The organism is Streptomyces sp. DT224, from assembly GCF_049844595.1.
Taxonomy (GTDB): Bacteria; Actinomycetota; Actinomycetes; order Streptomycetales; family Streptomycetaceae; genus Streptomyces.
In genome coordinates this window covers 18,813-45,003 of record NZ_JBNCLI010000017.1, presented here as the reverse complement: position 1 = coordinate 45,003, position 26,191 = coordinate 18,813, and the positions used below count along the sequence as shown (strand labels likewise).

General features: G+C 73.0%; 20 protein-coding genes and 1 pseudogene. 8 read left to right on the top strand and 13 right to left on the bottom strand.

The window, feature by feature from the left end; genetic code table 11:
* Window positions 1-30 precede the first annotated feature (30 nt).
* The 5 genes and pseudogenes from ACLQ2N_RS33315 to ACLQ2N_RS33295 form a co-directional block, all read right to left on the bottom strand.
* A complete protein-coding gene (locus tag ACLQ2N_RS33315; RefSeq protein WP_425819075.1) occupies window positions 31-2,226 on the bottom strand; it encodes a right-handed parallel beta-helix repeat-containing protein in 2,196 nt (731 codons plus the stop codon).
* The gene (locus ACLQ2N_RS33310) at window positions 2,223-3,689 is read right to left on the bottom strand and encodes a M1 family metallopeptidase (protein WP_425819073.1); all 1,467 of its coding nucleotides are present in this window, start codon (window positions 3,687-3,689) and stop codon (window positions 2,223-2,225) included. Before ACLQ2N_RS33310 ends, ACLQ2N_RS33315 begins: the two co-directional genes overlap by 4 nt.
* On the bottom strand, window positions 3,686-5,359 hold the full coding sequence (locus ACLQ2N_RS33305; protein WP_425819071.1) for an extracellular solute-binding protein: 1,674 nt from the start codon (window positions 5,357-5,359) through the stop codon (window positions 3,686-3,688). The genes ACLQ2N_RS33310 and ACLQ2N_RS33305 overlap by 4 nt, the downstream gene beginning before the upstream one ends.
* Window positions 5,360-5,409: 50 nt before the next feature.
* Window positions 5,410-6,270: a carbohydrate ABC transporter permease gene (locus ACLQ2N_RS33300; protein WP_425819214.1), complete on the bottom strand. Its 861-nt coding sequence runs from the start codon at window positions 6,268-6,270 to the stop codon at window positions 5,410-5,412.
* Between the two features lie 82 nt (window positions 6,271-6,352).
* Window positions 6,353-7,376, bottom strand: a pseudogene (locus ACLQ2N_RS33295) (ABC transporter permease).
* A gap of 340 nt (window positions 7,377-7,716) precedes the next feature.
* Between ACLQ2N_RS33295 and ACLQ2N_RS33290 the strand changes: the two are divergent.
* From ACLQ2N_RS33290 to ACLQ2N_RS33270, 5 genes are all read left to right on the top strand, one after another.
* Window positions 7,717-8,706: a hydroxyacid dehydrogenase gene (locus tag ACLQ2N_RS33290; RefSeq protein ID WP_425819069.1), complete on the top strand. Its 990-nt coding sequence runs from the start codon at window positions 7,717-7,719 to the stop codon at window positions 8,704-8,706.
* A 95-nt stretch (window positions 8,707-8,801) separates the two neighbouring features.
* A complete protein-coding gene (locus ACLQ2N_RS33285) occupies window positions 8,802-9,896 on the top strand; it encodes a LacI family DNA-binding transcriptional regulator (RefSeq protein ID WP_425819212.1) in 1,095 nt (364 codons plus the stop codon).
* 157 nt (window positions 9,897-10,053) lie between these two features.
* Entirely contained in the window at window positions 10,054-11,427 is a 1,374-nt protein-coding gene (locus ACLQ2N_RS33280; protein WP_425819067.1) for a M60 family metallopeptidase, read from the top strand.
* Between the two features lie 28 nt (window positions 11,428-11,455).
* Complete coding sequence (locus ACLQ2N_RS33275) at window positions 11,456-13,855, top strand: polysaccharide lyase 8 family protein (RefSeq protein WP_425819065.1); 2,400 nt, start codon at window positions 11,456-11,458, stop codon at window positions 13,853-13,855.
* 28 nt (window positions 13,856-13,883) lie between these two features.
* Entirely contained in the window at window positions 13,884-15,806 is a 1,923-nt protein-coding gene (locus ACLQ2N_RS33270) for a DUF2264 domain-containing protein (RefSeq protein ID WP_425819063.1), read from the top strand.
* On the opposite strand, the gene ACLQ2N_RS33265 is transcribed toward ACLQ2N_RS33270, so the two are convergent.
* The 6 genes from ACLQ2N_RS33265 to ACLQ2N_RS33240 all read right to left on the bottom strand — a co-directional run bounded on the left by ACLQ2N_RS33265 (window position 15,807) and on the right by ACLQ2N_RS33240 (window position 21,358).
* Window positions 15,807-16,394, bottom strand: a complete 588-nt coding sequence (locus ACLQ2N_RS33265) for a GAF domain-containing protein (protein ID WP_425819061.1) — start codon at window positions 16,392-16,394, stop codon at window positions 15,807-15,809.
* The gene (locus tag ACLQ2N_RS33260) at window positions 16,391-17,125 is read right to left on the bottom strand and encodes a GTP-binding protein (protein WP_425819059.1); all 735 of its coding nucleotides are present in this window, start codon (window positions 17,123-17,125) and stop codon (window positions 16,391-16,393) included. The genes ACLQ2N_RS33265 and ACLQ2N_RS33260 overlap by 4 nt, the downstream gene beginning before the upstream one ends.
* Window positions 17,103-17,474, bottom strand: coding sequence for a DUF742 domain-containing protein (locus ACLQ2N_RS33255; RefSeq protein ID WP_361021156.1), 372 nt, complete (start codon window positions 17,472-17,474; stop codon window positions 17,103-17,105). Before ACLQ2N_RS33255 ends, ACLQ2N_RS33260 begins: the two co-directional genes overlap by 23 nt.
* A 2-nt stretch (window positions 17,475-17,476) precedes the next feature.
* Window positions 17,477-17,911: a roadblock/LC7 domain-containing protein gene (locus ACLQ2N_RS33250; RefSeq protein ID WP_425819057.1), complete on the bottom strand. Its 435-nt coding sequence runs from the start codon at window positions 17,909-17,911 to the stop codon at window positions 17,477-17,479.
* 7 nt (window positions 17,912-17,918) lie between these two features.
* Window positions 17,919-19,778 (bottom strand): sensor histidine kinase, encoded by a 1,860-nt coding sequence (locus ACLQ2N_RS33245; RefSeq protein WP_425819055.1) that lies wholly within the window; start codon window positions 19,776-19,778, stop codon window positions 17,919-17,921.
* A gap of 314 nt (window positions 19,779-20,092) precedes the next feature.
* Window positions 20,093-21,358, bottom strand: coding sequence for an MBL fold metallo-hydrolase (locus tag ACLQ2N_RS33240; RefSeq protein ID WP_425819053.1), 1,266 nt, complete (start codon window positions 21,356-21,358; stop codon window positions 20,093-20,095).
* A gap of 364 nt (window positions 21,359-21,722) precedes the next feature.
* Between ACLQ2N_RS33240 and ACLQ2N_RS33235 the strand changes: the two genes are divergently transcribed.
* Both ACLQ2N_RS33235 and ACLQ2N_RS33230 read left to right on the top strand, forming a co-directional pair.
* Window positions 21,723-22,931, top strand: coding sequence for a Glu/Leu/Phe/Val dehydrogenase dimerization domain-containing protein (locus tag ACLQ2N_RS33235; protein ID WP_425819051.1), 1,209 nt, complete (start codon window positions 21,723-21,725; stop codon window positions 22,929-22,931).
* Between the two features lie 87 nt (window positions 22,932-23,018).
* Window positions 23,019-23,609, top strand: a complete 591-nt coding sequence (locus ACLQ2N_RS33230) for a TetR/AcrR family transcriptional regulator (RefSeq protein WP_425819210.1) — start codon at window positions 23,019-23,021, stop codon at window positions 23,607-23,609.
* A gap of 37 nt (window positions 23,610-23,646) precedes the next feature.
* Here the strand turns inward: ACLQ2N_RS33230 and ACLQ2N_RS33225 are convergent, their stop codons facing one another.
* Both ACLQ2N_RS33225 and ACLQ2N_RS33220 read right to left on the bottom strand, forming a co-directional pair.
* The gene (locus tag ACLQ2N_RS33225) at window positions 23,647-24,651 is read right to left on the bottom strand and encodes a DUF6745 domain-containing protein (RefSeq protein ID WP_425819049.1); all 1,005 of its coding nucleotides are present in this window, start codon (window positions 24,649-24,651) and stop codon (window positions 23,647-23,649) included.
* A gap of 91 nt (window positions 24,652-24,742) precedes the next feature.
* Complete coding sequence (locus ACLQ2N_RS33220; protein ID WP_425819047.1) at window positions 24,743-25,069, bottom strand: hypothetical protein; 327 nt, start codon at window positions 25,067-25,069, stop codon at window positions 24,743-24,745.
* Between the two features lie 174 nt (window positions 25,070-25,243).
* Between ACLQ2N_RS33220 and ACLQ2N_RS33215 the strand changes: the two genes are divergently transcribed.
* The gene (locus ACLQ2N_RS33215; RefSeq protein WP_425819045.1) at window positions 25,244-26,191 is read left to right on the top strand and encodes an STM4015 family protein; all 948 of its coding nucleotides are present in this window, start codon (window positions 25,244-25,246) and stop codon (window positions 26,189-26,191) included.

Below are 26,191 nucleotides of genomic sequence, written 5' to 3'. Positions count from 1 at the left end.
AGGCCGCCCTCCGTGTCCGGGCGGGCACGCTCAGTGGATCAGCACCTGGGAGAGGGCGACCCGGCCCGTGCCGGTCGTCACGACGCGGACCGTGCGGGTGCGGCTGTCCAGGCCCACGACGGTGGGGCGCAGGGCCTTGCCGCTGACGTGGACCGTGGTGTCGTCGGTGACGATGTCGAAGTCGGACGTCGTCGTGGAGGCGTCGTTCCAGACCTCGACCTGGCGGATGTGCCGGGTGGCTCCGAGGTCCGCCTGCCACCAGGCGCCGGGCTCGGCGAGGGTGCGGGTGTCGGTGGTGGTGTCGCCGTCCAGGGCGAGCGCGGCGCCGGCGGTGCCGTCCGTCGAGGACTGGGTGGCCGTGCCGGTGCGGGCCAGGTCGGTACACAGCTGCTCGACCGGGCCGCCGTGGGCTCCGGCGAGGGCGGCGACGGCGAGGGCGGCGGCCGGGAGGCGGTCCAGGCCGGTGTGGTTGCCGGTCATGACGGAGCCGGTGCCGCCGAGCACGGGGGCGGCGGTGTCGGTCCAGTTACCGCGCGCGGTGTTGTGGATGCCGTAGTCCGCCCAGTTGGAGACCCACTTGTAGCCGATGCGGGTGATGACGTTGTTCTCGACGGTGATGTACGAGGACTGCTCGTCCAGGTAGATGCCGTTGCCGTCGCGCTCGGTGTTTCCGTACGCGGAGCGGTTGATGTAGTTGCCGCTGACGACGGTGCCGGGCTGGGCGCCCTGGGTGTAGACGGCGCCGCCGTCGTGCTGCTGGCGGGCGACCTCCATGACGTCGGTGATGCGGTTGCCGGTCACCTTGTTGTCGCGCAGGACGGACTTCTGGGCCTCGGGCTGGTTCCAGCCCCAGCCGACGGAGACCGCCGAGTACGGGAGGTGGTCCAGACTGTTGTGGTCGACGGTCAGTTCGGCCTCGTAACCGGCCCAGATGCCGACCGCGTCGGTGTACTCGACGCCGGTGCGGCTGATCGTGTTGTACGCGACGGTGTTGCGCTCCCCGGCGAGTGCGGGCTCCGGCATGGGCTCGGTGTCGCCGACGTAGACCGCGCCCGAGGAGAGGTCGGTGAAGGTGGAGCGGGTGAGCGCGCTGTCCTTGGAACCGGCCTCCAGGATCGCTCCGGCGCCGCCGAGGTGGGTGAAGCTCGCGGAGTCGACGGTGACCCGCCGGCCGCCGCGCACGGTGAGCGCGGCGGCCGGTTTGGTGTAGTAGCGGCCCGCGTGGTCGACGGGGCCGGTGGCTCCGGTCAGGGTGAGACCGGCCTGCATGCCCGCGTAGCCCTCGTCGGTGCCGGGCTGCCGGTAGGCCGCGTACGCGAAGCCGATGCCGCTGACCGTGAGGTCGTGGGCCCCGTCGACGGTGAGCAGCCGTTCGGTGTCCGGGGTGACGGCCCGCGCGTGGCGCATGTTCTCGCCCTCGCGCGGGAGGTAGGTGACGGTGCGGTCGGCGGAGCTCCATACGAACTCGCCGGGCTCGTCGAGAAGTTCGGCGGCGTTCTCGAAGAACGCGACACCGCTGTAGCGCGCGGAGTCGACGGCGGTGGAGTCCCAGGCGGGGCCGGTGCGGTCGGTGCCGCTCGCGGAGTTGGTCCAGCAGGGCTGGGCGAAGGTGAGGGTGTCGCCGCCGACGCCCGCGATCCGGCAGTGGTAGTTGCGCCAGCGGACACGGATGACGGCCTCGGCGTCCGTGGGGTGCGCCCAGTGGCCGATGCCGGTCGCGGTCGCGCCGGTCATGCCGGTGGCGGTGGCGTCGCAGGTGGCGGCGGGGCACGCCTCGCCCCGGGCGCGGGTGGCGCGGCGGCCGTCCACGAAGAGCTGGCGCGGGGTGACTCCGGCGGGGACGGGGGCGGTCCAGGTGCCGTCGGCGTTCTTCCGCCAGCCGGTGAGGTCCCGGCCGCCGGAGAGCACCGGGTGGGCGCCGGGGGCGGCGGTCCAGGTGGTGCCGGAGTCGGCGGCGCCGAGCTTCAGGGGCGCGTCGAGCCGGTAGGTGCCGTCCTTCAGGAGGACCCGGACGGCGCGGCGGTGCTCGGTGCGGGCCAGGTCACGGGCGCCCTCCAGGGTGCAGGGGCGGGCGGCCGTGCAGGCGGAGCCGCGGCCGTCCGGGGCGGCGTACAGGGTGCGCGTCGCGGGCGCGGCTCCGGCGGAGGGGGCGGCGAGCAGGGCGGTCAGGAGGGCGGCGGTGGCGGACGCGGCGGTGGCCCGTACGACGTTCAGGGCGCGGTTCACACGGTGGCCTTCCAGTCGGGGTGGCCGGGCATGGGCGGGTTGGCGGCTCCGAAGAGCCAGTCGCGCAGGAACGGGTCGAGCGAACGGTCGCGGGTGACGTCCACGGTGTGCCGGATGAACTGCTCGGAGGTGTACGTGGAGTCCTTGAAATGTCTCACCCACTCGCGCATCACCGTGTCGAAGGAGCGCCGGCCGATGCGCTGGTTCAGGGCGTAGAGGACGAGGGCGCCACCGTCGTAGATGTTGGTGCCGCCGAGCGCCTTGGGCAGTCCGGGCGGGCCGTCGGCGGCGCGGACGGCGTCGAGCTTCTCGTACGTGGCCTTCATCTTGTCCGCGAGGACGGACCAGCCGCGCTCCTCGCCGTACAGACCGGCGTAGTAGACCGCGGGGCCCTCGTTGAGCCATGCCTGCTGCCAGTCGTGCGGGGTGACGGAGTCGCCGAACCACTGGTGGACGAGCTCGTGGACCATCGTGGTCTCGTAGCCGGGCTGCCCCTGGGCGTTGAGTTTGAACCAGTTGGTGCCGAAGAGGGACAGCGTCTGGTTCTCCAGCGCGTCGGTGTAGCCGTCGTAGATGTGCACTCCGTAGACGGAGAACGGGTAGCGGCCGAACTTCGCCTCCAGCCAGGCCAGATGGTCAGCCGTGCGGGCGACGACCGGGGCGTACGTGTCCTCCTGGCCGCGGGGCACGATGTGGCGCAGGGGCAGGCCGCGGTGGCTGTGGCCGTAGAGGTAGGTGCCCTTGACGACGGCTATGCCGATGAGCTCGGTGGCCATGCGCTCGCGGAGGGCGAAGTGCCAGACGGTGGAGCCGTCGGCGCGCGGGCTACGGTGCGTCAGCTCGCCGTTCGCGGTGGCGACGAAACCCTCGGGGGCGCTGATGTGGAAGGTCCAGGTCGCCTTGTCCGACGGGGTGTCGTTGCAGGGCAGGAAGGTGTCGGCGCGGGAGGACTGGGCGGCCGAGGCGAAGCCGCCGTCGCTGCCGAACCGCCAGCCGGTGAGGCCGAGCCGGGGCGCCTTGCCGTTGCCCCGGTACCGGATCTCGACGGTGAACGCCTGGTGGTCGCGGAGTGGGCGGGCCGGGGTGACGGTCAGCTCCTGGCCGCTGCGGCCGGCGGTGAGCTGCCAGGGGGCGGGGCGGCCGGAGACGGTGACGGCGTCGATGGTGTGGCCGTCGGTGTCCAGGTTGAAGGCGGACAGGTCCTGGGTGGCTATGGCGCTGATCTTGACCGTGGCGGTGAAGTCGTACGTCACCGGGGTGAAGTCGAAGGTGAGGTCGTAGTGGGTGACCTGGTAGCCGCCGTTGCCGAGGGTCGGGAAGAGCGGGTCGCCGACGCCGTCGGAGCCGGGCTGCGGGTGGAAGCCGTGCGGCCGGGCGGCGGCGGGGGCGCCGAGGGCCGGCACGGTGACGGCTGCCGCGACCGCCGCGCCGCCGAGCGCGAGGACCGAGCGTCGGGTGGTCACTTCTTCCCCTTCTGGAAGGCGTCCTCGAACTCGCCGCGGGCCTTCTCTCCGCCCTTGGCCAGGTAGTCCTTGACCAGCTGGTCGTAGGCCGACATCGGCTTGCGGCCGGCGACGATGTCCTTGATGACGTCGCCCTTGAGCGTGCTGAGGCTGCCGTAGCCCTTGGAGTCCCAGGTGGGCGAGGAGTAACGGAGCGTCGCGTCCGGCACCATCATCGGGATCATCTTGGTGAAGGCGTCGTGGACGTAGCGCACGCCGTCCTCCGAGTCCGCACTGAAGACCGCGGGCACGGCGGACGCCGTCATCCTCCAGGGCACGGTGACGTCCTGGGTGCCCCGTTTGGTGAGCGCGGGGTTGCCCTTGGCGTCGCGGGTGAAGTCCTTGCCCTCGACCCCGTAGTTGATGAGGGTGTACTCCAGGCTGCCGAACGGCGAGGCCACGAAGTCGGCGAACCGCAGGATCTCCTTGACCCGGTCGCCGGACGCCTTGCTGATGTGCGTGTTCTGGAGCGAGACGTTGTCCATCCACGTCACGGCATCCTTGCCGACGGGCACGAACGGGCGTGGGTCGAACTTCTTGTCGATCGCCTTCATGGTGGCGACGTAGCCGACACCGGGCGCCAGGTAGCCGGGCATGCCGTCGTAGACGTACGCGCCCTTGCCGTTCTTGAACATGTCCGTGTACTGGGCTTTCTGGGCCCCGGACATCTGGAGGGTGCCCGGGTAGTAGCAGCCGGCCTTGTACAGCAGCCGGGCCGTCTCGACCGCCTTGCGGTACTCCGGGGTCTCCAGGTCGAGGGTGAACTTGCCGGTCTTCTCGTCAACCCGCCAGGAGGCGGGGGCTCCGGCGGACATGGCGATGACGGTGGTGGCCCCGGCGATGATCGCGTACTGGTCCTTCTTGGGCCGGGTCAGCTCCTTGCAGACCTCAACGAAGCGGTCCAGGTCGGTGATCTGGTCCAGGCTGGTGACGCCGACCTCTTCGAACAGATCGTGGCGGTAGAAACCGGCGCCGCCGGTTCCGGAGCGGGCGATCGGGATGCCGTAGAGCTTGCCGCCGAAGATCGCGCCCTGCCAGGCGGCCTCCGGGATGGCGGCGAGGTTGGGGTAGTCCTTGACCGCGTCCCCGGCGAGGTGCGGGGTGAGGTCGGCGCACTTGGCCTGGAGGAAGGCGGCCTTGTTGTCGACGCCACCGCTCTCCGGGTACATGAAGAGATCGGGCAGGCTGTCGCTCGCGACCATCGTGGAGAACTTGGTGCTGTAGTCGTCGGAGGGCACACCGGTGATGTCCACCCGGGCTCCGAGCAGCTTCTCGATCTCCTGCCAGGCCACGTTCTTGCCGCGCGAGGGCGGCGGCGGCGCGAAGGTCTCCATCGTGGCGCTGATCGCCTTCGCGCCCTTGAGCGGAGTGCCCTTCGTGGCCCGCAGCGGCTTGGCCGGGTAACTGAAGAAGCCCTGCGGAACGCCGGCCGCGGTGCCCGCCAGGTCGGGCTTGAGCCCGATGTTGCGGACGGCGCTGTGCGGGAGCAGGGACGCGCTCTTGGCCTCGGCCTTCGCGGTCGTGCCGCCGTCGCCGCAGGCCGTGAGCAGCGGAGCGGCGGCCAGTCCGAGGCCGACGCCGGCGCCCAGGCGGAAGAGCGCTCTGCGGTTGATGGGGGTGGAGCTCGACACCTGGATCTCCTTGGAAGAGGGAAGGGAAGGAGCGGGGGGGGCTGCTGCGCTCAGCCCTTGACGGCTCCGGTGAGCACGCCCTTGGTGAAGTAGCGCTGGAGGAACGGGTAGACGCAGAGGATCGGGACGACGGCGATGACCAGGACCGCCATCTGCACGGCCTGCTGCGGGGCGAGCACTTCGCCGGCCGAAGCGGCGTCGAGGCTCTGGCCCTGGAGGACGTAGGTCCGCAGCACCATGGGCAGCGGCCACTTGTCGGAGTCGTTGAGGTACAGGAGCGAGTTGAAGAAGGCGTTCCAGTACGTCACCGCGTAGAAGAGGCTGATGACGGCGAGGACAGCCTTGGACAGCGGCAGGACGATGCGGACCAGGATGCGGAAGTCCCCGGCGCCGTCCACCTTCGCCGCGTCGTACAGCTCCTCCGGCAGGTTCATGAAGAAGGACCGCAGGACGACCAGGTTGAAGGCGCTGACCAGGGTGGGCATGACGAGCGCCGCGTAGGTGTCGTACAGGCCGAGCCCCTTGACCAACAGGAAGTTCGGGATGATGCCGGCGTTGAACAGCATCGTGAAGAGGGCCGTCATGAGGATGAAGCGGGAGCCGGTGACCTCGCGGCGGGAGAGCCCGTACGCCATGCCGACGGTGACGAGCAGACTGGCGAGGGTGCCGAACACGGTGATGCCCACGGACACGATCAGGGCCCGGCTGACGACGCCGCCGGTGAAGATCGTGCGGTAGGCGTCGAGGGTGGGGTGGTCCGGCCACAGGACGAGGCCGGAGCTCTTGATGATGTCGGTCTGCGAGGCGAAGCTCGTCCCGATGACGCCGACGAGCGGGTACGCGACGGCGAGGACGACCACGACGACGGCGACGGCCTTCGCGGTCTGACCGGCGCGGGTCGGGCGCTCCATCCACGGCGGACGGCCGTCGGACCTGCGTACGGGGGCGGGCGGGGACTGCGGCGCGGTGGTCCGGGCCGTGGCGCGCGTCTTCTCAGCGGTCAGCACCGCGGTACACCCCTTCGTGGCCGAGTCGGTGGGCGAACTTGTTGGCGCCCAGTACGAGTGCGGTGCCGATGACCGCCTTGACGAGTCCGACGGCGGCGGCGACGCCCCAGTCGTTGTCCCTGATGCCGTGGTAGTAGACGTAGGTGTCGAGCACCTCGCCGGCGTCCGGTCCGACCGCGTCGCGCTGGAGCAGGATCTGCTCGAAGCCGACGGAGAGGATCTGGCCGAGGTTGAGGATGAGCAGCAGGATGAGTACGGGGGCGATGCCCCGGCAGCGTCACGTGCCACAGGCGGCGCCGGGGCCCGGCTCCGTCGATCGCGGCGGCCTCGTACTGCTGCCGGTCGATGTTGAGGAGGGCGGCGAGGATGATGATCGTGCCCCAGCCGGCGTCCTTCCAGGCCACCTGGAGGGTGAGCAGCCAGGGGAAGGCGTCGGGGTCGCTCATCATGTCGTAACGCGGCAGGCCGAGACCACCGAGGACGTCGGGCAGCACGCCTGCGCCACCCAGGATCTGCTGGAAGATCGAGACGATGATGACCCAGCCGATGAAGTGCGGCAGATAGACGACGCTCTGCACGAAGCGCCGGATGCGGTCGCTCGCGATGCTGTTGAGCAGCAGGGCCAGGGCGATGGGCACCGGGAAGAAGAACACCAGCTGGACGAGGGCGATCTCCAGGGTGTTGAACGTCGCGCTCCAGAAGGCCGGTTCGCTGAACGCCGCGGAGAAGTTGGCGAAGCCGACCCAGACGCTGTGCATGTACCCGAGGTACGGCTGGTAGTCCTGGAACGCCACCACGTAGCCGAGCAGCGGCACATAGTGGAAGACGATGAAGTAGAGCAGGCCGGGCAGGGTGAGCAGCAGCATCACCCGGTCGCGTCTGAGGCGCTGTCCGAGTGTGAGCCGGTGCGGGGCGGCGAGGGCCGGGCCGGGCGGCGGGGCAGGCTCCTCGGCCTGCTTTCGCCGCGTTCGCCGCTTTTCGCGCGGCAGCGGGGGTGCTGTGTCAGCCATGGTGGGTCCTGTTCGGCTGGGTGGCGCGTGGTGTGCCTTCTGCGGCGGCAAGTTAGTAAGCGGTTAACCCAAGCGTCAAGGGATCCGAGCGAACGTCTTCGCCGACTGTCGGTCTTCGGGGCGATTTCCGGGGCGACGAATGCGAACAAAGCTCCTGCAACGCCGCATTGAGGCAGGTCGTGCGCTTGACGGTCGGCCGTCGACCTCCCTAGCGTGCCGGTCACTTGATAGAACACGATTACTATCCGGAGGCAGGGTGCGAACCACCGAAGAGGCACCGGCCCGTTCCGGTACCGAGGCAGCGAAGCCGCCCGGGCGGCGGCCGCGCACGGTTCTGGTCATGAGCACGGGGCTACTGGACGACGTCTTCCCGCCCGCCGTCCGGTCGCGTCTCGAGGAGACCGCCGAACTGCTCGATCCGGCGGTGATCAGCGAGTTCGACTCGCCGGCCGCCGCCCGGGCGCTGTCCGAGGCGGAGGTGCTGCTGACCGGCTGGGGCTGTCCGCCCGTGGACCCGGCGCTGCTGGACCGGGCGCCCGCGCTGCGGGCCGTCGTCCACGCGGCCGGCACGGTGAAGACGTTCCTGTCGCCGGCGGCCTTCGACCGCGGGATCGTCGTCTCGTCGGCCGCCGCGGCCAACGCCGTGCCGGTGGCCGAGTACACCCTCGCGGCCATCATCATGGGCGCCAAGCGCGTCTTCCCGCTCGCCGGCCTCTACCGGGCCCGCCGCACCCACCGCACCGCCGCCGACCTGGACCGCCACCACTGGCTCGGCACCCACGGACTGACCGTCGGCGTGGTCGGCGCCTCCCGCATCGGGCGCCGCGTGATCGAGCTGCTGCGGACGGTGCTGGACGCGGAGGTCCTGCTCCACGACCCGTACGTCGGCGCCGCCGAGGCCGCCCTTCTCGGCGTGACCCCGGTCGACCTGGACACCCTGGTGGCGACGAGCGACGTGGTGACCCTCCACGCCCCGGACACGCCCGAGACCCGGAACATGGTCGACGCCCGCCGGATCGGCCTGATGCGGCCCGGGACGCTGCTCGTCAACACCGCGCGCGGCCCGCTCGTGGACACCGAGGCGCTGACAGGGCACCTGGTCAGCGGCCGGCTCGACGCGGTCCTCGACGTGACCTCGCCCGAACCGCTGCCGGCCGGCCACCCCCTGTGGGACCTGCCCAACGTGTTCCTGACCCCGCACCTGGCGGGCGCCCAGGGCAACGAGGTGGGACGGCTCGGCGCGCTCGCCGTGGACGAGCTGGCGCGGTACGCGCGGGGCGAGCCGTTCGGGCATCCCGTGCACCGGGCGGACCTGGGGCGGATCGCGTGACCGCCCTTCCGCCGCGGGCTCCGGTACCGCGGCCGGCCACGCCCGCCACGGCACTAGGCTCGTCGTCACACAACAGCCTTCAGGGGGTGAGCCGGATGCGCCGGCAGAGCACGGCCGGGGACGGACAGCGGCGGGCGACGGTCACCGACGTCGCCCGGCGCGCGGGCGTCTCGACGGCCACCGTCTCACGCGTCCTGAACCGCAACTACCCCGTCGCCGACGCCACCCGGGAGCGCGTCGAGTCCGCCATGCGCGAGCTCGGCTACGTGGTCAACGCGCACGCCCGTGCCCTGGCCGGCGTCTCCAACCGCACCGTGGGCATCATCGTCAACGAGGTCATCGACCCCTTCTACGCGTACATCGCGCGCGGCGTGGAACGGGAGGCGGCGCTCGGCGGACGGCTCTGCCTGGTCTGCTGCACCCAGGGCGACCCGCAGCGCGAACTGGCCTTCATCGACCTGATGCACGAGCGCCGGGCGGACGCGGTGGTCGTCGTCGGCGGCTCCATCGCCGACCGCGGCTACACCTCGGAGCTGGCCCGCCGGGCGCGCGAACTGGACGCGGGCGGCTCGAAGCTGGTCCTGTGCGGCCGGCCCCCGCTCGGCGAGTCCGCGCCGACCGCCGCCGTGGAGTACGACAACGAGGGCGGCGCCTTCGCGATCACCGACCACCTGCTGATGCAGGGCCACGAGCGCATCCTCTACCTGGGCGGTCCGCCCAAGCTCTCCACCACCCGTGACCGGCTCGCCGGGCACCGCCGCGCCCTGGAGCTGCGGGGAGTCCCCATCGATCCCGAGCTGGCCCAGCCGGGCGCCTTCAGCCGTGGCTTCGGGTATCGCAGGATGGCCGAACTCCTCCGGGACGGGCCGGAGTTCACTGCCGTGTTCGCGGCCAATGACATGGTCGCGGCCGGTGCGGCACAGGCCCTGGAGGAGGCGGGCGTGCGGGTTCCGAAGGACATCTCGCTGGTGGGGTACGACGACATCCCGGTCGCCCAGGAGCTGCGCCCCCGGCTGACCACCGTCCATGTGCCGCTGGAGGAGATGGGCCGCCAGGCGGTGCGGCTCGCCGTGTCCGGCGGGGACGAGGACGACTGGCGGGAGCCGACCACCGGGGCGCTGCGGCTCGGCACGCACATCGTGGTACGCGATTCCGTGGCGCTCCGCTCCGGCAGACCGCCACGGAAGTGACCGGTTACTTCCCCGCTGTCCGCAGTTGGCCATAGAAAATCACAGTAACTTCCCGACTCCTCTTGCGGCTCGACAGCAACCGCTTACATGCTGACGGAGCACCCCCGCCGTTCCGCACGCCTTCGCCCCTCGTTCATGACTGCAGGGAGAGTTCCGCATGCGTCAGCACACCCCCTCGCACACCCGCTCCGTCGCCCCGACCGCCTCCCCCGTGGGCCGCCGCGCCGTCCTCGGCGCCGCGGCGGGCGCCGGAGCCGCGGCGGCCCTCGGCCTCACCGCCACCGCCGCCCACGCCGGGCCCGCGACCGCCCGCCCCGTCTCTGTGACCGTCACCGGACGCCCGGCCGCCGAGGCCGAACGGCTGCGCCTCGCCCAGGCGTTGCGTGGTTCGGAGTTCCAGCCGACCGGCCTGTACGTGCCCCCCGGCACCCCGCTCGCGCTGACCGTCCAGCCGTACGACGACCTGGTCCCCACGCTCTGGATCGGCGCCTGGGACTACTACGGTGAGGTCACCGAACCCCGCAGTTACCCGCTGACCGCCGGTGCCAACACGGTGACCGACCCGCACGGCGGCCCGGTCTACCTGACGCTCACCGGAGACGGCGAACGGGCGGGCGTGCTGTTCCGGTCCGGTGCGGTCCGGATGCCCGTCCTCACCCTGGGCCGCACCACCGAGGCCGACTACCAGCACCAGCTGGACACGCTGACCGAGTCCCCCTGGGTGGAGTTGCACGCCCCGCACACCATCATGACGCTGACCCGCGAGGGCGCGCTGCTGTACCGCGACGAGGACCACGCGGCGCTGCTCCGGCTGGTCGAGACCATCATCGACTCGCACGCCCGGATCAGCGGGCTCGACGGCTCGAAGCCGGTGCACCGGCGCAAGGCGGGGCCGTACCACTTCACCGAGGTCAGCAAGGTGCCCACCGGCGTCGGTGCCTACGCCACGCACGGCTACAACGGCTTCCCGCGCGCCTACCTGGACCGGGCCACCACCGTCGAGGGCCTGCGCACCCGGGGCTGGGGGCTGTACCACGAACTCGGTCACCTCCATCAGCAGATGGCGTACAAGCCGGGCGGCCTCACCGAGGTCACCGTGAACATCTACTCGCTGGCCGCGCAGCGCACCCTGAAGCAGCCGTCGAACCTGCTCACCGTCGACCCGGCGACCGGGCTCACCGTCTTCCAGAGCTCGCGGGCGAAGTTCGGGACGGCCGGCCTGTCGTACGAGAAGTCGTTCGGGGCGTACGAGAAGCTGGTGCCGCTGCGCCAGCTGGAACTGGCCTTCGGGGAGGACTTCTGGCCGCGTCTGCACAAACTGGTGCGCGAGGAGAACCCGCAGTCCGCCTACACCGAGGACGCCAAGCGCTACCGGGCCCTGGCCACCTTCTCCAGCCGGATCGCGGGGTACGACCTGACGGACTTCTTCGTGAACACCTGGGCCTTCCCCATCGACGCCACGGGCCGCGCCGAGCTCGCCGCGCTGCGTCTCCCCCAGCCGCCCGTCGACCCGAGCACGCTCTCCGACTGAGACACGACGACGAGGAAAGGGAGTCATCATGCGACTGAGCAGAAGGACCCTTCTCGCCGCGAGCGGGGCCACGGCGTCGGTGGTCCTGACGTCGGGTCCGGCCGGGGCGGCGCCGACCGGAGCAGCCGAGGAGGATCCGGTCAACGACTTCGAGGTTCTCCTGGAGCGGGCCGGAACCCTCCTCACCGGCGGCGCGTTCGACCCCGCGGACCCCGACTTCGCCGCCGGCGTCGCCGCCCTGGACAGCACGACGGGCGCCCTGTGGGACACCCTGGACCGGACCGCCGGGCGGACGGCGCTGTGGCCCGATCTCGTGCCGCTCACCGACCCGGGCAACTTCGGCCAGAGCTACACGCGGCTGCGGACGCTCGCCGTCGCGTGGGCCACGCCCGGCACCGCGCTCTCCGGAAGCCCGGAGACGGCCGACGCCCTGCTCGGCGCGCTGCGGTTCGCGTACGACACGGCCTACCACCCCTCGGCGCGTGAGACCGGCAACTGGTGGTTCTGGGAGATCGGGGCGCCGCGCGCGCTGATGGACTGCTGCGTGCTGCTGCGCGAGCGGCTGCCGGCCGCCGACCTCGCGGACTTCCTCGCGGTCGTCGACCGGTTCTGCCCCGACGCGGACCGCCGCACCAACTCCCCCACGCTGCCGGAGACCGGCGCCAACCGCACCGACAAGGCGGTGATCGTGGCGCTGCGCGGGCTGCTCGGCAAGGACGCGGACAAGGTGGCGTCGGCCCGCGACGCGCTCTCCGACGTACGCGACTCTGGCCGCAACAGCCTTTTCCGCTATACGACTTCCGGTGACGGGTTCTACGAGGACGGCTCGTTCGTCCAGCACTCGGAGGTGGCGTACACCGGCTCCTACGGCACCGTCCTGCTCGGCGGCGCGGCCTGGCTGCTCTCGCTCCTCGCAGACTCGCCGTGGGCGGTGGCCGACCCCGAGGTGTCGGTGATGTACGAGGCCGTGGAGCGGAGCTTCGTCCCGGTGATCTTCGACGGGCTGATGATGGACGCGGTGCGCGGCCGGGCCGTCTCGCGGGAGCGGGCGGGCGACCACCGGGACGGGGCGGCGGCCGTCGCCGCGATCCTGCTCCTGGCGACCGGCGCCCCGGCCGGCCTGGCGGACCGCTGGCGCTCGCTGGTCAAGGGCTGGCTCACCCGCAACCGCACCACCCCGTTCACCGCACTGGCCACCCTGCCCCAGCTCGCCCTGGCCAAGGCGGTGCTGGCCGACCGCGAGATCCGCCCCGCACCGCGCACCACGGGCAGCTTCGTCTTCGCCGACATGGACCGCGTCGTCCACCGCCGCCCCGGCTGGGCCTGCACCCTCTCGCTGTCCTCGAAGCGCATCTCCGCGTACGAGGCGGGCAACGGCGAGAACCTGCACGGCTGGTACACCGGCGACGGCATGACGTACCTCTACGACAGCGAGGACCTGGGGCAGTACAACGACGGCTTCTGGCCGACCGTCGACCCGTACCGCCTGCCGGGGACCACGGTCGACACCCGCCCGCGCGACGACCTCGGCACCGGCGCCGGCACCTCCACCTACCGGCCGCCGAACGCGGTGGCGGGCGGCGCCGCGCTGGACGGCCGGTACGGCGCCGCCGCGATGGAGCTGATCGGCGCCGCGGGCAGCAGCCTGCGGGCCAGGAAGGCGTGGTTCCTGCTCGACAACACCGTCGTGGCACTCGGCGCGGGCATCACCTCGCACGACGGCCGCCCGGTCGAGACCGTCATCGAGAACCGCAACCTGGGCGCGGACGGCCGCAACCGGCTGCTCGTGGACGGCGTCCCGCACTCGGGAAACGACGCCTCCGAACGGGTCCGTTGGGCGCACATCGAGGGGGTCGGCGGATATGTGCTGCCGGGCGGGGCCGCCCTGCACACCCTGCGCGAGGAGCGCACCGGCACCTGGCGGTCCATCGACACGGGCGCGGACACCGGCGGCAGCACCGACCCCGTCACCCGCCGCTATCTGACCCTCTGGCTCGACCACGGCACCTCGCCGGACGGCGCCGGGTACGCCTATGTGCTGCTGCCCGGTGCCTCGGCGGCGGCGACCGCCGTCTGGTCGGCGTCCCGGCCGGTTCGCGTCCTCGCCAACGACGCCACCGCCCAGGCGGTGGAGGACCGCAGGACCGGCCTGACCGCCGTGCACTTCTGGGCCGCCGGTACGGCCGCGGGCATCACCGCTTCCGGTCCCGCGACGGTCCTGGTGCGGCGGCGCGGTGGACGGGTGTCCGTGGCGGTCGCCGACCCGGGCCGGACGGGGACCTCCGTCACGGTCGGGCTGCCCTTCACCGTCCGCGGGGCGGCCGAGGCCGACGACACCGTCGAACTCACCCCGGGTCGACGGCCGTTGCTCACCGTCGCCGTCGGCGGCTCCCGCGGCCACACCCACCGCGCCGAACTCGTCCAGTAACCCCGCACACACCAGGAGCACCACCGCCATGTCCGTCGCCCCGCATCTGCACCTGCCGCCCACCGACCGGATCCTGTCCTCCCGCACCGGCTGGACCCGGGCCCACTGGGAGGCGACCGCCGACCGGATGCTGGACGCGCTGACGCCGTACGCGACACCGGGCTTCGCCCAGTACCGGCTGCCCGGCCGGAACAGCTGGTCCGGTGTCGTGTCGGACGGGCTGGAGGGTTTCGCCCGGTCGTTCCTGCTGGCCGCGTTCCGGATCGCGGGCGCGGGCGGGGCGGTCGACCCCGCGCTGACCGAGCGGTACGCGGCGGGGCTCGCCGCGGGCACCGACCCGGGGAGCGGGGAGGCGTGGCCGCGCCTCACGGACTGCTCGCAGCAGCTCGTGGAGGCGGCGTCCGTCGCGATCGCGCTGCACGAGACCCGGCCGTGGATCTGGGACCGGCTCGACGCAGGGGTGCAGGAGCGGGTCGCCGACTGGTTCTCCGGCTTCGTCGGCGGACGCACCTGGGACAACAACTGGCGCCTCTTCCAAGTCGTTTCGGAGCAGTTCCTGGCTTCGGTCGGCGCCCCGTACAGCCGGTCCGACATCGAGGGCGGCCTCGACAGGATCGAGGACTGGTACGTCGGTGACGGCTGGTACACCGACGGCAGCGGGCGCAACTTCGACTACTACATCGGCTGGGCCATGCATCTGTACCCGCTGCTGTGGGCGCGGATCGCCGGCCCGGACGGCGACGGGGGCCGGGCCGCCGTCTACCGGGAACGCCTCGGCCGCTTCCTGGAGGACTATCCCCGCTTCTTCGGCGGGGACGGCGCCCCGGTCCACCAGGGCCGGTCACTCTGCTACCGCTTCGCGGCGCTGGCCCCGGTGTGGATGGGCGCCCTCGCGGACTGCACCCCGCTCGCGCCCGGGCTCACCCGCCGCCTCGCCTCCGGGGCGCTGCGCCACTTCGCGGAGCGCGGGGTGCCCGACGAACGGGGGCTGCTGACGCTCGGCTGGTACGACACGTTCCTGCCCACCACACAGCCGTACTCCGGTCCGGCGTCACCGTACTGGGCGAGCAAGGGCTTCCTCGGGCTGCTGCTCCCGCCAGGCCACGAGGTATGGACGGCGCGCGAACTGCCTCTGCCCGTCGAGGAGTCCGACACGTACACCGCCCTGCCGGCGCCGGGCTGGCTCCTGCACGGCACCCGGCACGACGGGATCGTCCGGCTCGTCAACCACGGCAGTGACCACCACCCTCTCCCGGAAGCGGGCGACACCGACCCGGACGCGGGGGCGGGCGACGACGATCCGCACTACGCGAAGCTGGCGTACTCGACGGCGACCGCCCCGGAGTCCGCGCCGCACGCCTTCACCCGGAACATCGACAACCACCTGGCGCTGCTGGCCCCGGACGGCACCCCGTCCCGGCGGCGCCGCATCCACCCGCTCCGCTGCGAGGACCGCGTCGCCGCGTCCTGGTCGGCGGCCCGGCTGCCCGGCGACGCGCGCGCGTACCGGATCTCCACGACGAGCGTGCTGCACGGCCCGTGGGAGATCCGGGTCCACCGGGTCGAGGCGCCCGAGGGCGCCGTGGTCCGGGAGGGCGGTCACGCCGTGGCGCACCGGACGAGCCCGTTCGCCGCCTCGGGGCCCGGCTGGGCGCTCGCCCGGACCGCCGACGGCCTGTCCAGCGCGGTGGTCGGGCTGTACGGCTGGGACGGCGGGCCCGAGGACGCCGAGGTGGCTCGGGACGTCGAGGCCAACGCGTACGGACCGCACTCGGCGGTCCCGTATCTGCGCGGCACTCCCCACCCGGGCGGCGTCACCGTCCATGTCACGCTCGTGGTGCTGTCCCGGGACAGCGTCCACCCGGAGGCGCTGCGCTCGGCCGTACGGGTGCGGGTGGCCGGGGACGCGGTGACGCTGGGCTTCCTGGACGGCCGCACGGTCGAGGTCTGATCAGAAGCGGGGGGCGTGGTCCTCCCTGCGGTCGAGATGGCTGACGATCTCCCTCGCCAGGGACTTGATGGTGTCGAGCCCCGCCCTTCCCCAGGGGCGGGGCACGGTGTCCACGGCGCAGACGGCGCCCAGGGCGATTCCGGTGCGGTCGATGAGCGGTGCCCCCAGGTAGGAGCGGATGCCTATGTCGTCCACGACCGGGTTGCCCGCGAAGCGCGGGTAGTCGCAGACGTCCTCCAGGACGAGCGCCTTGCGCCGGACGACCACGTGCGGGCAGTAGCCGTGGTCGAGGGCCACGTACCGGCCGTTGCGGCCGCTCCCCGCCGCGGTGGCCCCCAGGTCCGAGCCCTTGCGGGTCCCGGCGGGGGTGTGCAGTCCCGCGTAGAACTGGCGGTTGCCGTCGATGAAGTTGACCATCGAGAACGGCACGCCCGTCACTTCGGCCACCCGGTCGGCGAAGGCGTCGAAGTTGTCGAACGAGGCGTCCTCCCGCTCCCCGAGGCCGAGGCTGCGCAGCCGACGGGTGCGGGCGGGCGCCTCGCTGTCCACGGGGGTCAGCAGCAGCCGCCCGGCGGCGCGCGGGATCACGACCGGGCCCCGAATCCGGCGTGCCCGGGGAGCGGCACGGCGTCGTCGGTGGCGTTGATGAGGTGCTGGACCAGTGTCACGAGGGTGCCCGTGCCGGAGCTGGCCATGCGGGCGTCGCAGAGGACCACCGGCACCTCGGGCGACAGGTCGAGCGCGGCCCGTACCTCCTCGGGGCCGTAGCGGTAGGCGCCGTCGAACTCGTTGACGGCGACGACGAACCCGATGCCGCGCCGCTCGAAGAAGTCGACGGCCGCGAAGCACTCCTCCAGCCTGCGGGTGTCCGCGATCACGACCGCTCCCAGCGCGCCCTGCGAGAGTTCGTCCCACATGAACCAGAAGCGTTCCTGGCCCGGTGTGCCGAACAGGTACAGCACATGCTGGTCGTCCAGCGTGATGCGGCCGAAGTCCATCGCCACGGTGGTGGAGGTCTTCGACTCGACGCCCTCCAGGCTGTCGGTCGCGGCGCTCGCCTGGGTCAGCAGTTCCTCCGTGCTCAGCGGCGCGATCTCGCTGACGGCGCCGACGAATGTCGTCTTGCCGACCCCGAATCCGCCGGCGACCAGCACCTTCAACGCGACGGGGAAGCCCTCGGGCGCGGCCGGCGGCGTGGTGTGTGCGGCGGTGGCGGTGTCCTGCCCGTACCCGCCTCCGGAACCGTCGTCCGCGTAGCCGTAGCCATAGCCGGAGCCGTCCGGGTAGCCGTAGCCGTCAGAGCTGTCGTCGTAAGCCATCGAGCACTGCCTCCAGCAGATGTCGGTCGGTGGGCGTGTCATGGAAGGCGGGCGCGTGGGCGGTGACGGCACCGCAGTCGACCAGGTCGGAGAGGAGGACCTTGGTCACGACGGCGGGCAGCCGGAGGTGTGCGGCGATCTCGGCCACCGACGTGGGGCCCTCGCAGAGGCCCAGGGCCACCGAGTGCTCGGGGCCGAGGTGGGTCTGCGGAACGCTCCCGGTGGCCATCACGAGGGACAGCAGGTCGAGCACGGCCGTGGGACGGGTACGGCCGTTGCTCACCGTGTAGGGGCGGATGAGGCGGCCCGCGGCGTCGTCGAGCAGCGGCCCGTCCTGGGTGACCGCCATGGTCACAGCCCCGCGGTGCCCGGTGTCCCGGCCGTCTGTCTCACCGGGGTCATCAGATAGGGCCGCACACTCTTCACCAGCATGGTCATCTCGTAGCCGAGGACGGCGGCGTCGGCGTTGCGGCCGGCGAGGACGGCCAGACAGGTGCCGGAGCCGGCGGTGGCGACGAAGAGGAGCGTCGAGTCGAGCTCCACGACCACCTGCCGGACCTCGCCGTTGTCCCCGAACCTCGCTCCGGCGCTGCGGCCGAGCGAGTAGAGGCCGGCCGCCAGCGCCGCCATGTGGTCGGCGCTGTCGGCGTCCATGCCGTGAAGGGACTTCACCAGCCCGTCGGCGGAGAGCAGGACCGCGCTGCGGGTGTACGGCACGCGCTGGACCAGGCCGCTCAGCAGCCAGTCGAGGTCCGAGGCCTGACCGGACGGCATATCGGTCGCCATGGGGCATTCACTCCTTGATGGGGTTCACTGCGAGTGGGTCGTGGTCGCCGGGGCGGGGACCGGCTCCGCGCAGTTGCGCGGGGGCGGCGCCCCGGACGGGGAGCGGCCGGGCCGGCGCGCCGAGCTGGTCGGCCGTCGTCCTGTGCGTGGCACCGGCCGGTGGATCCGTCGCGGGCTCCTGCTCGGCCTCGGCCCGGGCCTCGGCGAGGTCGATCCCGCGCCGGAAGGCGGCGACGAGCCCGGGGTCGTGCAGGACGGTTTCCTCCCCGGACCTGGGCGCGGGGGCCTCCCTGAGCTGCGGGACCAGGTGCTCCTGGTTGGCGCGTCTGGGCAGCAGGGGCCGGTCGGCCGCGGTCCCCGGTCCGGTCCGGTCGTCGGGCGGTACGTGGTCCGCCGGGCGGTCCGTGCGCTCGGCGCGGAGGGGCAGGGGCGGGGCCTCGCCCTGGCGGCCCGGGCCGGGCTGGGGCGGGGTGCGGTGCGGGCCGGGCTGCTGGCTGGGGACGTAGGGCCGGCGTTCCGGCTCGGGGGCGGGCGCCGGCTCGCGGGGTGCCGGGCGGTCCTCCAGGGGCGGCGGGCGGTGCACGGGGCCGGGGGGCGGGACGGGCGCCTCCTCGGCCGCACCGCCGGCGTCCTCGTCGGCGCCGAGCAGGGTCTGCGGGAGGACCAGGACGGCCTGGGTGCCTCCGTAGATGTTGCTCTGCAGCCGTACGGCGATGCCGTGCCGCCGGGCCAGCGAGGCGACCACGAACAGGCCGATGCGGCCGTCCTGGAGGAGGCGGGCGACATTGACCTGGTCGGGGTCGGTGAGCAAGGCGTTCATCCGCTTCTGCTCGTCGCCCGGCATGCCGAGTCCGCGGTCCTCGACCTCCAGTGCGAGCCCGGCGGTGACGCGCTGGGCGCGCAGCAGGACCTGGGTGTGCGGAGCGGAGAACACCGTGGCGTTCTCCACGAGTTCGGCGAGGAGGTGGATGACGTCGGCCACGGCGTGCCCGCGCAGGGTGCCGTCGATCGGGGGGACCAGCTTGACCCGGGGGTACTGCTCGACCTCGGCGATCGCCGAGCGCAGCACCTCGGTCATGGTGACCGGGTTGCTCCACTGGCGGCGGGAGACGGCGCCGCCGAGCACGGCGAGGTTCTCGGCGTGGCGGCGGATGCGGGTGGCGAGGTGGTCGACGTGGAAGAGGCCCTTGAGCAGGTCGGGGTCCTCGACCTCGTTCTCCAGCTCGTCCAGCAGCTGGATCTCGCGGTGCACGAGCGACTGGAGGCGGCGGGCGAGGTTGACGAAGACCTCGACCTTCTGGTCCTCGCCGCTGGACTCGGAGAGCCGGGAAGCCTCGACGACCGCGACCACGGCGGCCTCCTGCTGGCGGCCCAGCTCCTGGGCCAGCAGCTCGAAGGGGTCGCCGCCGGGCGGCGGGCTCTGCGGGGCGCGCCGGACGGGAACGGGCTCGCCGTTGCGCAGCTGTTCCACGACGCGCTGCAGTTCGGCCTGGCTCTGGGCGCTGGTCCGGCGCAGCGCGAGGCAGCGGCCGAAGACCGTCGTGGCGGCCCGGTTGGCGGCCAGGAAGGCGGCGAGGACCGCGGTGAGCGCGAGGGCGGCCGCCGAGCCGAGGGCGATCCATAGTTCCGTGGACGGGCGTGCGTGGCCCGCGCGGGCGGTGAACACGACGGCCGCGGCGCCGGCGAGGGCGACCGCGAGGGCCGGCAGCACGGCGGTGCGCAGGAGTTGAGGGCGCATGCGCACCTCGGGGGTCGGGCGGGCGGCGCGCGGTCTGGCCGCGGCCGAGTGGGAACGGGCGCCCGTTCGGCCGTGCCGCCCGCCCTCTCGTCGGTCCGGTCGCGCGTCGGGTGCGCGAAGTTGAGACATCAGCGTCCTCGGTACGTGGGGCCCCAGGCATCTGCGTTCACGTGGTGGCACCTACGGTGGTCGGGCATTCTCGGGTCATCGGCCGGGCAGGCCCGGAGAATATGAGCCCACCGTTGATCACCGGGCACACACGGTAGTCGCCAGAAGTGCGGGCGCGATGGGCAGTTGTGGAACTTGCCCGCCATCCGTCCCGCTCTGGTATGAGCGCTCGTACGGGCGACCGATTCCGACGGGCCCGTTTCCGGGGCGCGGACGCGCGCAGGCCCCCTCGACGCGGATCGAGGGGGCCTGCCTGGAACGTGAGCCGCCCGGTCTCAGGGCTGAGGTGTCCGGTCGCGTTCCCGGCCGGGTTCGCGGGCGGCGGCCGCCGGATCGTGCAGTGGTACGTGGACCGGGGGCCAGTTGCCCCAGCCGGGGGCGGGCTCGGCCGCCACGTCGCGCCACCACGGCTCGACGGGCGGCGGATCGGCGGGCTCGAACGGCTGGCCGGGGCGCGGGGAGACCATGGTGACGCCCACGGACCGGGTGGCGCGCATCGACCATTCGGCGGGCTCGGCCCACGGGTGCAGCGCGAGGTTGAACGTCCCCCAGTGGATCGGCAGCATGACACCCGCCGCGGGGTCGTCGCCCTGGAGGTCGAGGTGGGCGCGCACGCCCTCGTCGGGGCTCATGTGGATGTCCGGCCAGGCGCCCGGCTCGGGCATGTCGTCCGTACGGTCCTTGGGCCAGTACTGGCTGTACGCCCCGATCTGGATCATGGTCGCGTCGAACGGACCGTGCTCGGCGCCGATGGTCCGGAAGCCGGAGAAGTACCCGGTGTCGCCGCTGTGGTAGATCCGGTGCCCGGGTCCGGCGACGGCCCAGGAGGCCCAGAGCGTGTGCTGCTGGTTGCGCAGGCCCCGTCCGCAGAAGTGGCGGGCGGGGGTTGCGGTGAGGCTGATCCCGGCGACCGTGGTGGTCTCGTTCCAGTCGAGCTCGCGGAGCCGGCCGGGCGCGACGCCCCAGCGCTCCAGATGCGCGCCGACGCCGAGCGGAACCGCGAAGACCGTGTCCGTGCGGGCCAGGGCGCGGATCGTCGGGAGGTCCAGGTGATCGTAGTGGTCGTGCGAGATCACCACCACGTCGACCGGCCCCAGGGCACCGAGCGGCACGGGGGCCGGGTGCAGGCGCCGGGGGCCGGCGAAAGCGAAGGGGGAGCAGCGCTCGCCCCAGACCGGGTCGAACAGCACGCGCCGGCCGTCGATCTCGGCGAGGACGCCGGAATGCCCCATCCAGGTGATCCGGAGCCCGGAGGCCGGCGGCTTGGCGAGGTCGGCGACGGTCGTGGCGTGCACGGGGACCGGGGCAGCCGGGGCCCTGAGCACCCGCTCCTCCTTGCGGAAGTAGACCCGGGCGAAGTCCAGGGTGGAACCGGAGGGTCTGATCCGCGCGCCCACCGGGTTCTGGAAGACACCGTCGGCGAAGTTGGGGGAACGGCGGATGCGCTCCATGCGCGCGCCGTCCGGGTCGGCCCCGAAGGCAGCGGGGCGCAGCGCGCGCAGCCGGGTGCGGAGCGGAAGCCTGTGGTCAGCGCCGGTCACGGGGTCTCCTGAGGGGTCGGGGTCGTCCCATTATGGACAAGGGGTACGACAGTGCGAGAGCGGAACAGCCGGGTGGGTGGCGTTCCGCACCGACCGCCTTGGCCGCGTCGCCGTCCGTACACATGCCCGCCCCGAGCACGCGGCCCCCGCTCCCGCTCCCGCCGGGGAGCCGGAACCGCGCCTCCCGCCGCTCGCGCACCGGCGCCTTCCGGCCACCGGGGCCGCACGGCGGCCGAGGCCGCGTTGACAGGGCGGCCCCCGGCTCCCGATACTGACCCGCGATTCAGTAATGCGGCGGCTGACGCCGGCCCGCCGGACCGCCCGCCCAGGACCGCCCGCCGACAGTGACCGAGGAGCACTCCCGATGACGACGCCTCCGGTGTCCCCGCCCGCCCCGCTCATCTCACTGACCTGGACCGACCACGCCACCGGCTGCCGGGGCCACCTCGTGGTCGACCGGCTGGTGCGCGGGGTGTCCAGCGGCGGCCTGCGGATGCGCCCGGGCTGCACGCTGGAGGAGGTGGCCGGTCTGGCCCGGGGCATGACGATGAAGGAGGCCCTGCACTTCGACGCGGACCGGCCCGGGGCCCGCTACATACCGCTGGGCGGCGCGAAGGGCGGCATCGACTGCGACCCGCGCGACCCGGCGGCGTACGGCGTCCTGGTCCGCTACCTGCGGGCGATGCGCCCGTACATCGAGAGCGTCTGGACGACCGGTGAGGACCTGGGCCTCTCCCAGGACCTGGTGGACCGCGCGGCGGCGGAGGCGGGCCTGGTGTCCACCGTCCAGGCCGTCTACCCGCTGCTCGAGGACGAGGCCGCGGCACGGCGCCGGCTGGCCGACGCCTTCGCCCTGGAGGTGGACGGCATCGGCCTGGACGAGCTGGTCGGGGGCTGCGGGGTCGCCGAGGCGGTGCTCGCCGCGCTGGACCGGGACGGGGTCGCCCACGACGGTGCGCGGGTGGCGCTCCAGGGGCTCGGGACCATGGGCGGGGCGACCGCCCGCTTCCTGGCCCGGGCGGGGCTGCGGGTGGTCGCCGTCGCCGACGTCAAGGGCACGATCGCGAACCCGGCCGGGCTCGACGTCGAGGCGCTGCTCGCCGCGCGCGACGCGCACGGCACCGTGGACCGGGGCGCCCTGCGCGCCGCCGACCGGGAGCTACCGGCCGACGCCTGGCTCGTCCAGGACGCGGAGGTGCTCGTCCCGGCCGCCGTGTCCTACGCCGTGGACGCGGTGAACCAGGCCGGGATCAGGGCCCGTTGGGTTGTGGAGGCCGCCAACATGCCGGTGCTGCCGGAGGCGGAGGCACTGCTCGCGGCGCGCGGGATCACCGTGCTGCCCGACGTGGTGGTCAACTCCGGGACCAACGCCTGGTGGTGGTGGACCCTGTTCGGCGACATCGGGGCCGACGCGGACGAGGCGTTCGCGCACACCCGGCGCGCGATGCGCGAACTGGTGGGCCTGGTGCTGGCCCGCGCGGCGGCGGACGGCTGCACACCGCGGGCGGCGGCGCACGCGGTGGCCGCCGGCCGGCTGCCGGTGATGGCCGAGCGCTTCGGCTGGTACCGCTGACCGGTGCCGGCTGTCCGCGCCCGTCCGCCGGGCCTGCCCGCGCCCGGCATTGGTTAGGGTGACCGCGTGGCAAGAGTGCGGTTGGGAGTGGCGGAGCGGCGCGAGGAGTTGCTGCGTGCCGCCGTCGAACAGATCGAGGTGCGCGGTGTCGCGGCCGTGCGCATCGCCGACGTGGCGTCCGTGCTCGGGGTGAGCAACGCACTCGTGCTCTATCACTTCTCCACCAAGGAGAAACTGGTGGCGGCCGCCTTCGCACACGCCGCCGAGTGTGATCTCGCCCATCTGCGCAAGCTGTTGAGCCGCCGCACGACCGCCGTGCGCAGGCTGCGCGCGGCCGTCCGCTGGTACGCGCCGACGGGCCAGGCCAAGGGCTGGCGGCTGTGGATCGAGGGCTGGGCGGCCTCCCTCCGCGACCCGGCACTGCGCGATGTGGCCGGCGATCTCGACCAGCAGTGGAAGGCCGAGCTGGCCGAGGTCATCGAGGAGGGGGCGGCGGCGGGCGAGTTCCACTGCGACGACCCGATGTCCGTGGCGTGGCGGCTGACCGCCCTGCTGGACGGCCTGGCCGTCCAGATGACCTCGTACAACGGTCCGCTGTCCCGGGCCACGATGCTGGAGTGGACCGAGCAGGCACTCGCCCGTGAACTGGGCATCGACCACGAGGCTCTGACGGCCTGAACGCGCTCCCCCTCCCTTCTCCGGCCCCCTCCCCCGGTCAGGTCTGCTGAAGCGGCTGGTAGACGTCGCCGTCGAGGCCGAAGGTCCAGGCGACGCCCTCCCTGGCCGTCCTGGTCCTGGGCGGCACCCGGAGCCAGTACGTGCGGTGGGTGCCGTCCGGCTCGGGCGTCGAGTTGACCACCTCGACCATGACGACGTCCTCGTCGCCGGAGAGCGCGATCCGCCAGAGGATGCCCGTCTCGTCGCGGTGGACCGGTTCGGCGCCCGACTCGGTGAGATAGCGGTCGTAGCCGTAGTACTCCAGCATCACGCGGCGCAGCTCCGCGTTCTCCTCGGAGCGGATGCGCTCCGGGGTCAGCGCGGCCAGCTCGTCCAGGAACTCCGAGGGCACGGGCATGCCGCGCCAGGAGTACAGGGCGAAGCCGTCCGGGTAGGAGAGCGCCGGTCCGTCGCCCCGGTCGAGGCGGCCCGCCTCGTCGCGGTGCAGGGCCTCGGGGCGCTCGCAGAGCACCACGACCCGCTCGTAGGGCCACCACCAGCCCGCGTTCCGCGCCACCGCCGCCAGCCCGTCGAGCCGGTCGCCCCGGCCGTCGAACGCGGCGAGCCACGCCGCGTCGTGCTGCCCGAGGACCGCGTCGAGCAGGACCAGGCGCACCCGGGACTCGGCGTCCGCGTCCTCACCGGCGAGATCGGCGACCACCCCGGCCCGTATCCGCTCGGCGAGCCCCGCCGTCGTCTCCCAGAGCTGGGCCCCGGTGGCCGACCAGAGGGCGGACCAGCCGGCCGGGCCCAACGCGTCGTACACCCGGCGCCGTTCCTCCGCCCAGGGGCGGGTGCGCACCTCGTCGCGCACGGAGCGCCCCGGGTCGGTCAGCTTGCCGACGGCCTCCACGGCCTCCCTGGGCGAGCCGGCCCAGACGAACTCCTCCGGCTCGGCGAGCCCCGCGCCACGGTAGGCGAGCCGCACCCCGTCCTCGGCGGCCGCCCGGTCCGCCGCGCCCGTCGCCGCCGCCACGGCCCGCCAAGAGTCCACGTACTGCATCGTTCTGCCCGTCCCCTGTTTCCGCTGTTCCGCTGTGATTCCCTGCTGCCGCACCGTGCGGTCCCGCTGCCGTGCCCGTCCCCGCCGCCGCTCAGTCGGCGACGATGCGGACCGCCCCCGGCGCGTACTCCCGCTGGCGCACCACGCGGAACCAGCCCTGGGGCAGCGGGATCGTCGCGTGCTCCTCGTGGACCACGCGCCCGCCCTCGGGCAGGTGGAGCAGCATCGGGCCGAAGACCCCGCCCTCCCGGATCAGCCGGCCGGGCCCCGGCACGGCGTGCGCGTGTCCGGTCACCTCGCCGAGCGCGAGCACCAGCCGGCCCCGCGCGTCGCGCAGTTCGCCCGTCGCCTCCAGGAGGTGCGTGGGCACCGCCGACTCCTCCAGTGGCACGATCAGTACATCGCCCTGCCGGTACACGGACCTCTCCCCTCCGTGGCGGCACCCGGTGCGCCGGCCACAACGAAAACGCTACGGCGGGGGTCTGACAATCGGCCCTCCAGCCGCCCCGGGCGGGGGCGGTCGCCGCGTTGTCAGTGGGCCTTGATAGACCTTGCGGACATCAATCCGTCGCCGTCATCAGGAGCTCAGGGCATGTCCGTGGACCACCTGCACGAGTTGCTCGGCCTTCCGGCCGTCGATTTCCAGTCCGGCACGGACGGCGGCCCCCGGCCCGCCGCCGATGCCGCCGCCTGGCGGGTGTCGATCGACGCCTACGAGGACGAGGGCACCTGGGAGGAGGAGTTCGACGCCTTCCTGGCGGAGGTCGATCCGGCGGGCGTCCGGGCCCTGATCATCGGGCAGTGGGGCGAGTCGTACGAGGAGAAGTCGTCGTATCCGATCGGTCTCGTCATCGCGGCCGCGGACCGGCTGACGTCGCTGGAGGCCGTGTTCGTCGGGGACCTGACGATGGAGGAGGCGGAGATCTCCTGGATCGAGCAGAGCGATGTCACGGCGCTGCTCGACGCCTTCCCCGCGCTGGTGGAGCTGGGCGTGCGCGGCGGCTCCGAGCTGGTGTTCCCGGCCGCGAAGCACGAGCGGCTGCGGGCGCTCACCATCGAGACGGGCGGGCTGCCGCGCGAGGTGGTGCGCGGTGTTCTGGAGAGCGAACTGCCCGCGCTGGAGCAGCTGGACCTGTGGCTCGGTGTCTCGGCCTACGGCGGTGACGCGGACGTGTCGGACCTGGCACCGCTGCTGGCGGGGACGCGCTTCCCGGCCCTGCATCATCTCGGCCTGCGCAACAGCGAGATCCAGAACGAGATCGCGGCCGCGGTGGCCTCGGCCCCGCTGGTGGCCCGGCTGAAGACCCTGGACCTGTCCTGTGGCACGCTCGGCGACGAGGGGGCGGCCGCCCTGCTGGAGGGCCAGCCGCTGACCCATCTCGACGTGCTGGACCTGCACCACCACTTCCTCACCGAGGCAATGGAGCAGCGCGTCACCGAGGCGCTGGCGCCGCACGGGGTGCGGGTGGACCTCTCGGAGCGCTGCGAGCCGTGGGACGACCGGGGCCCGGCGGGCCGGTACGTGACGGTGTCGGAGTGA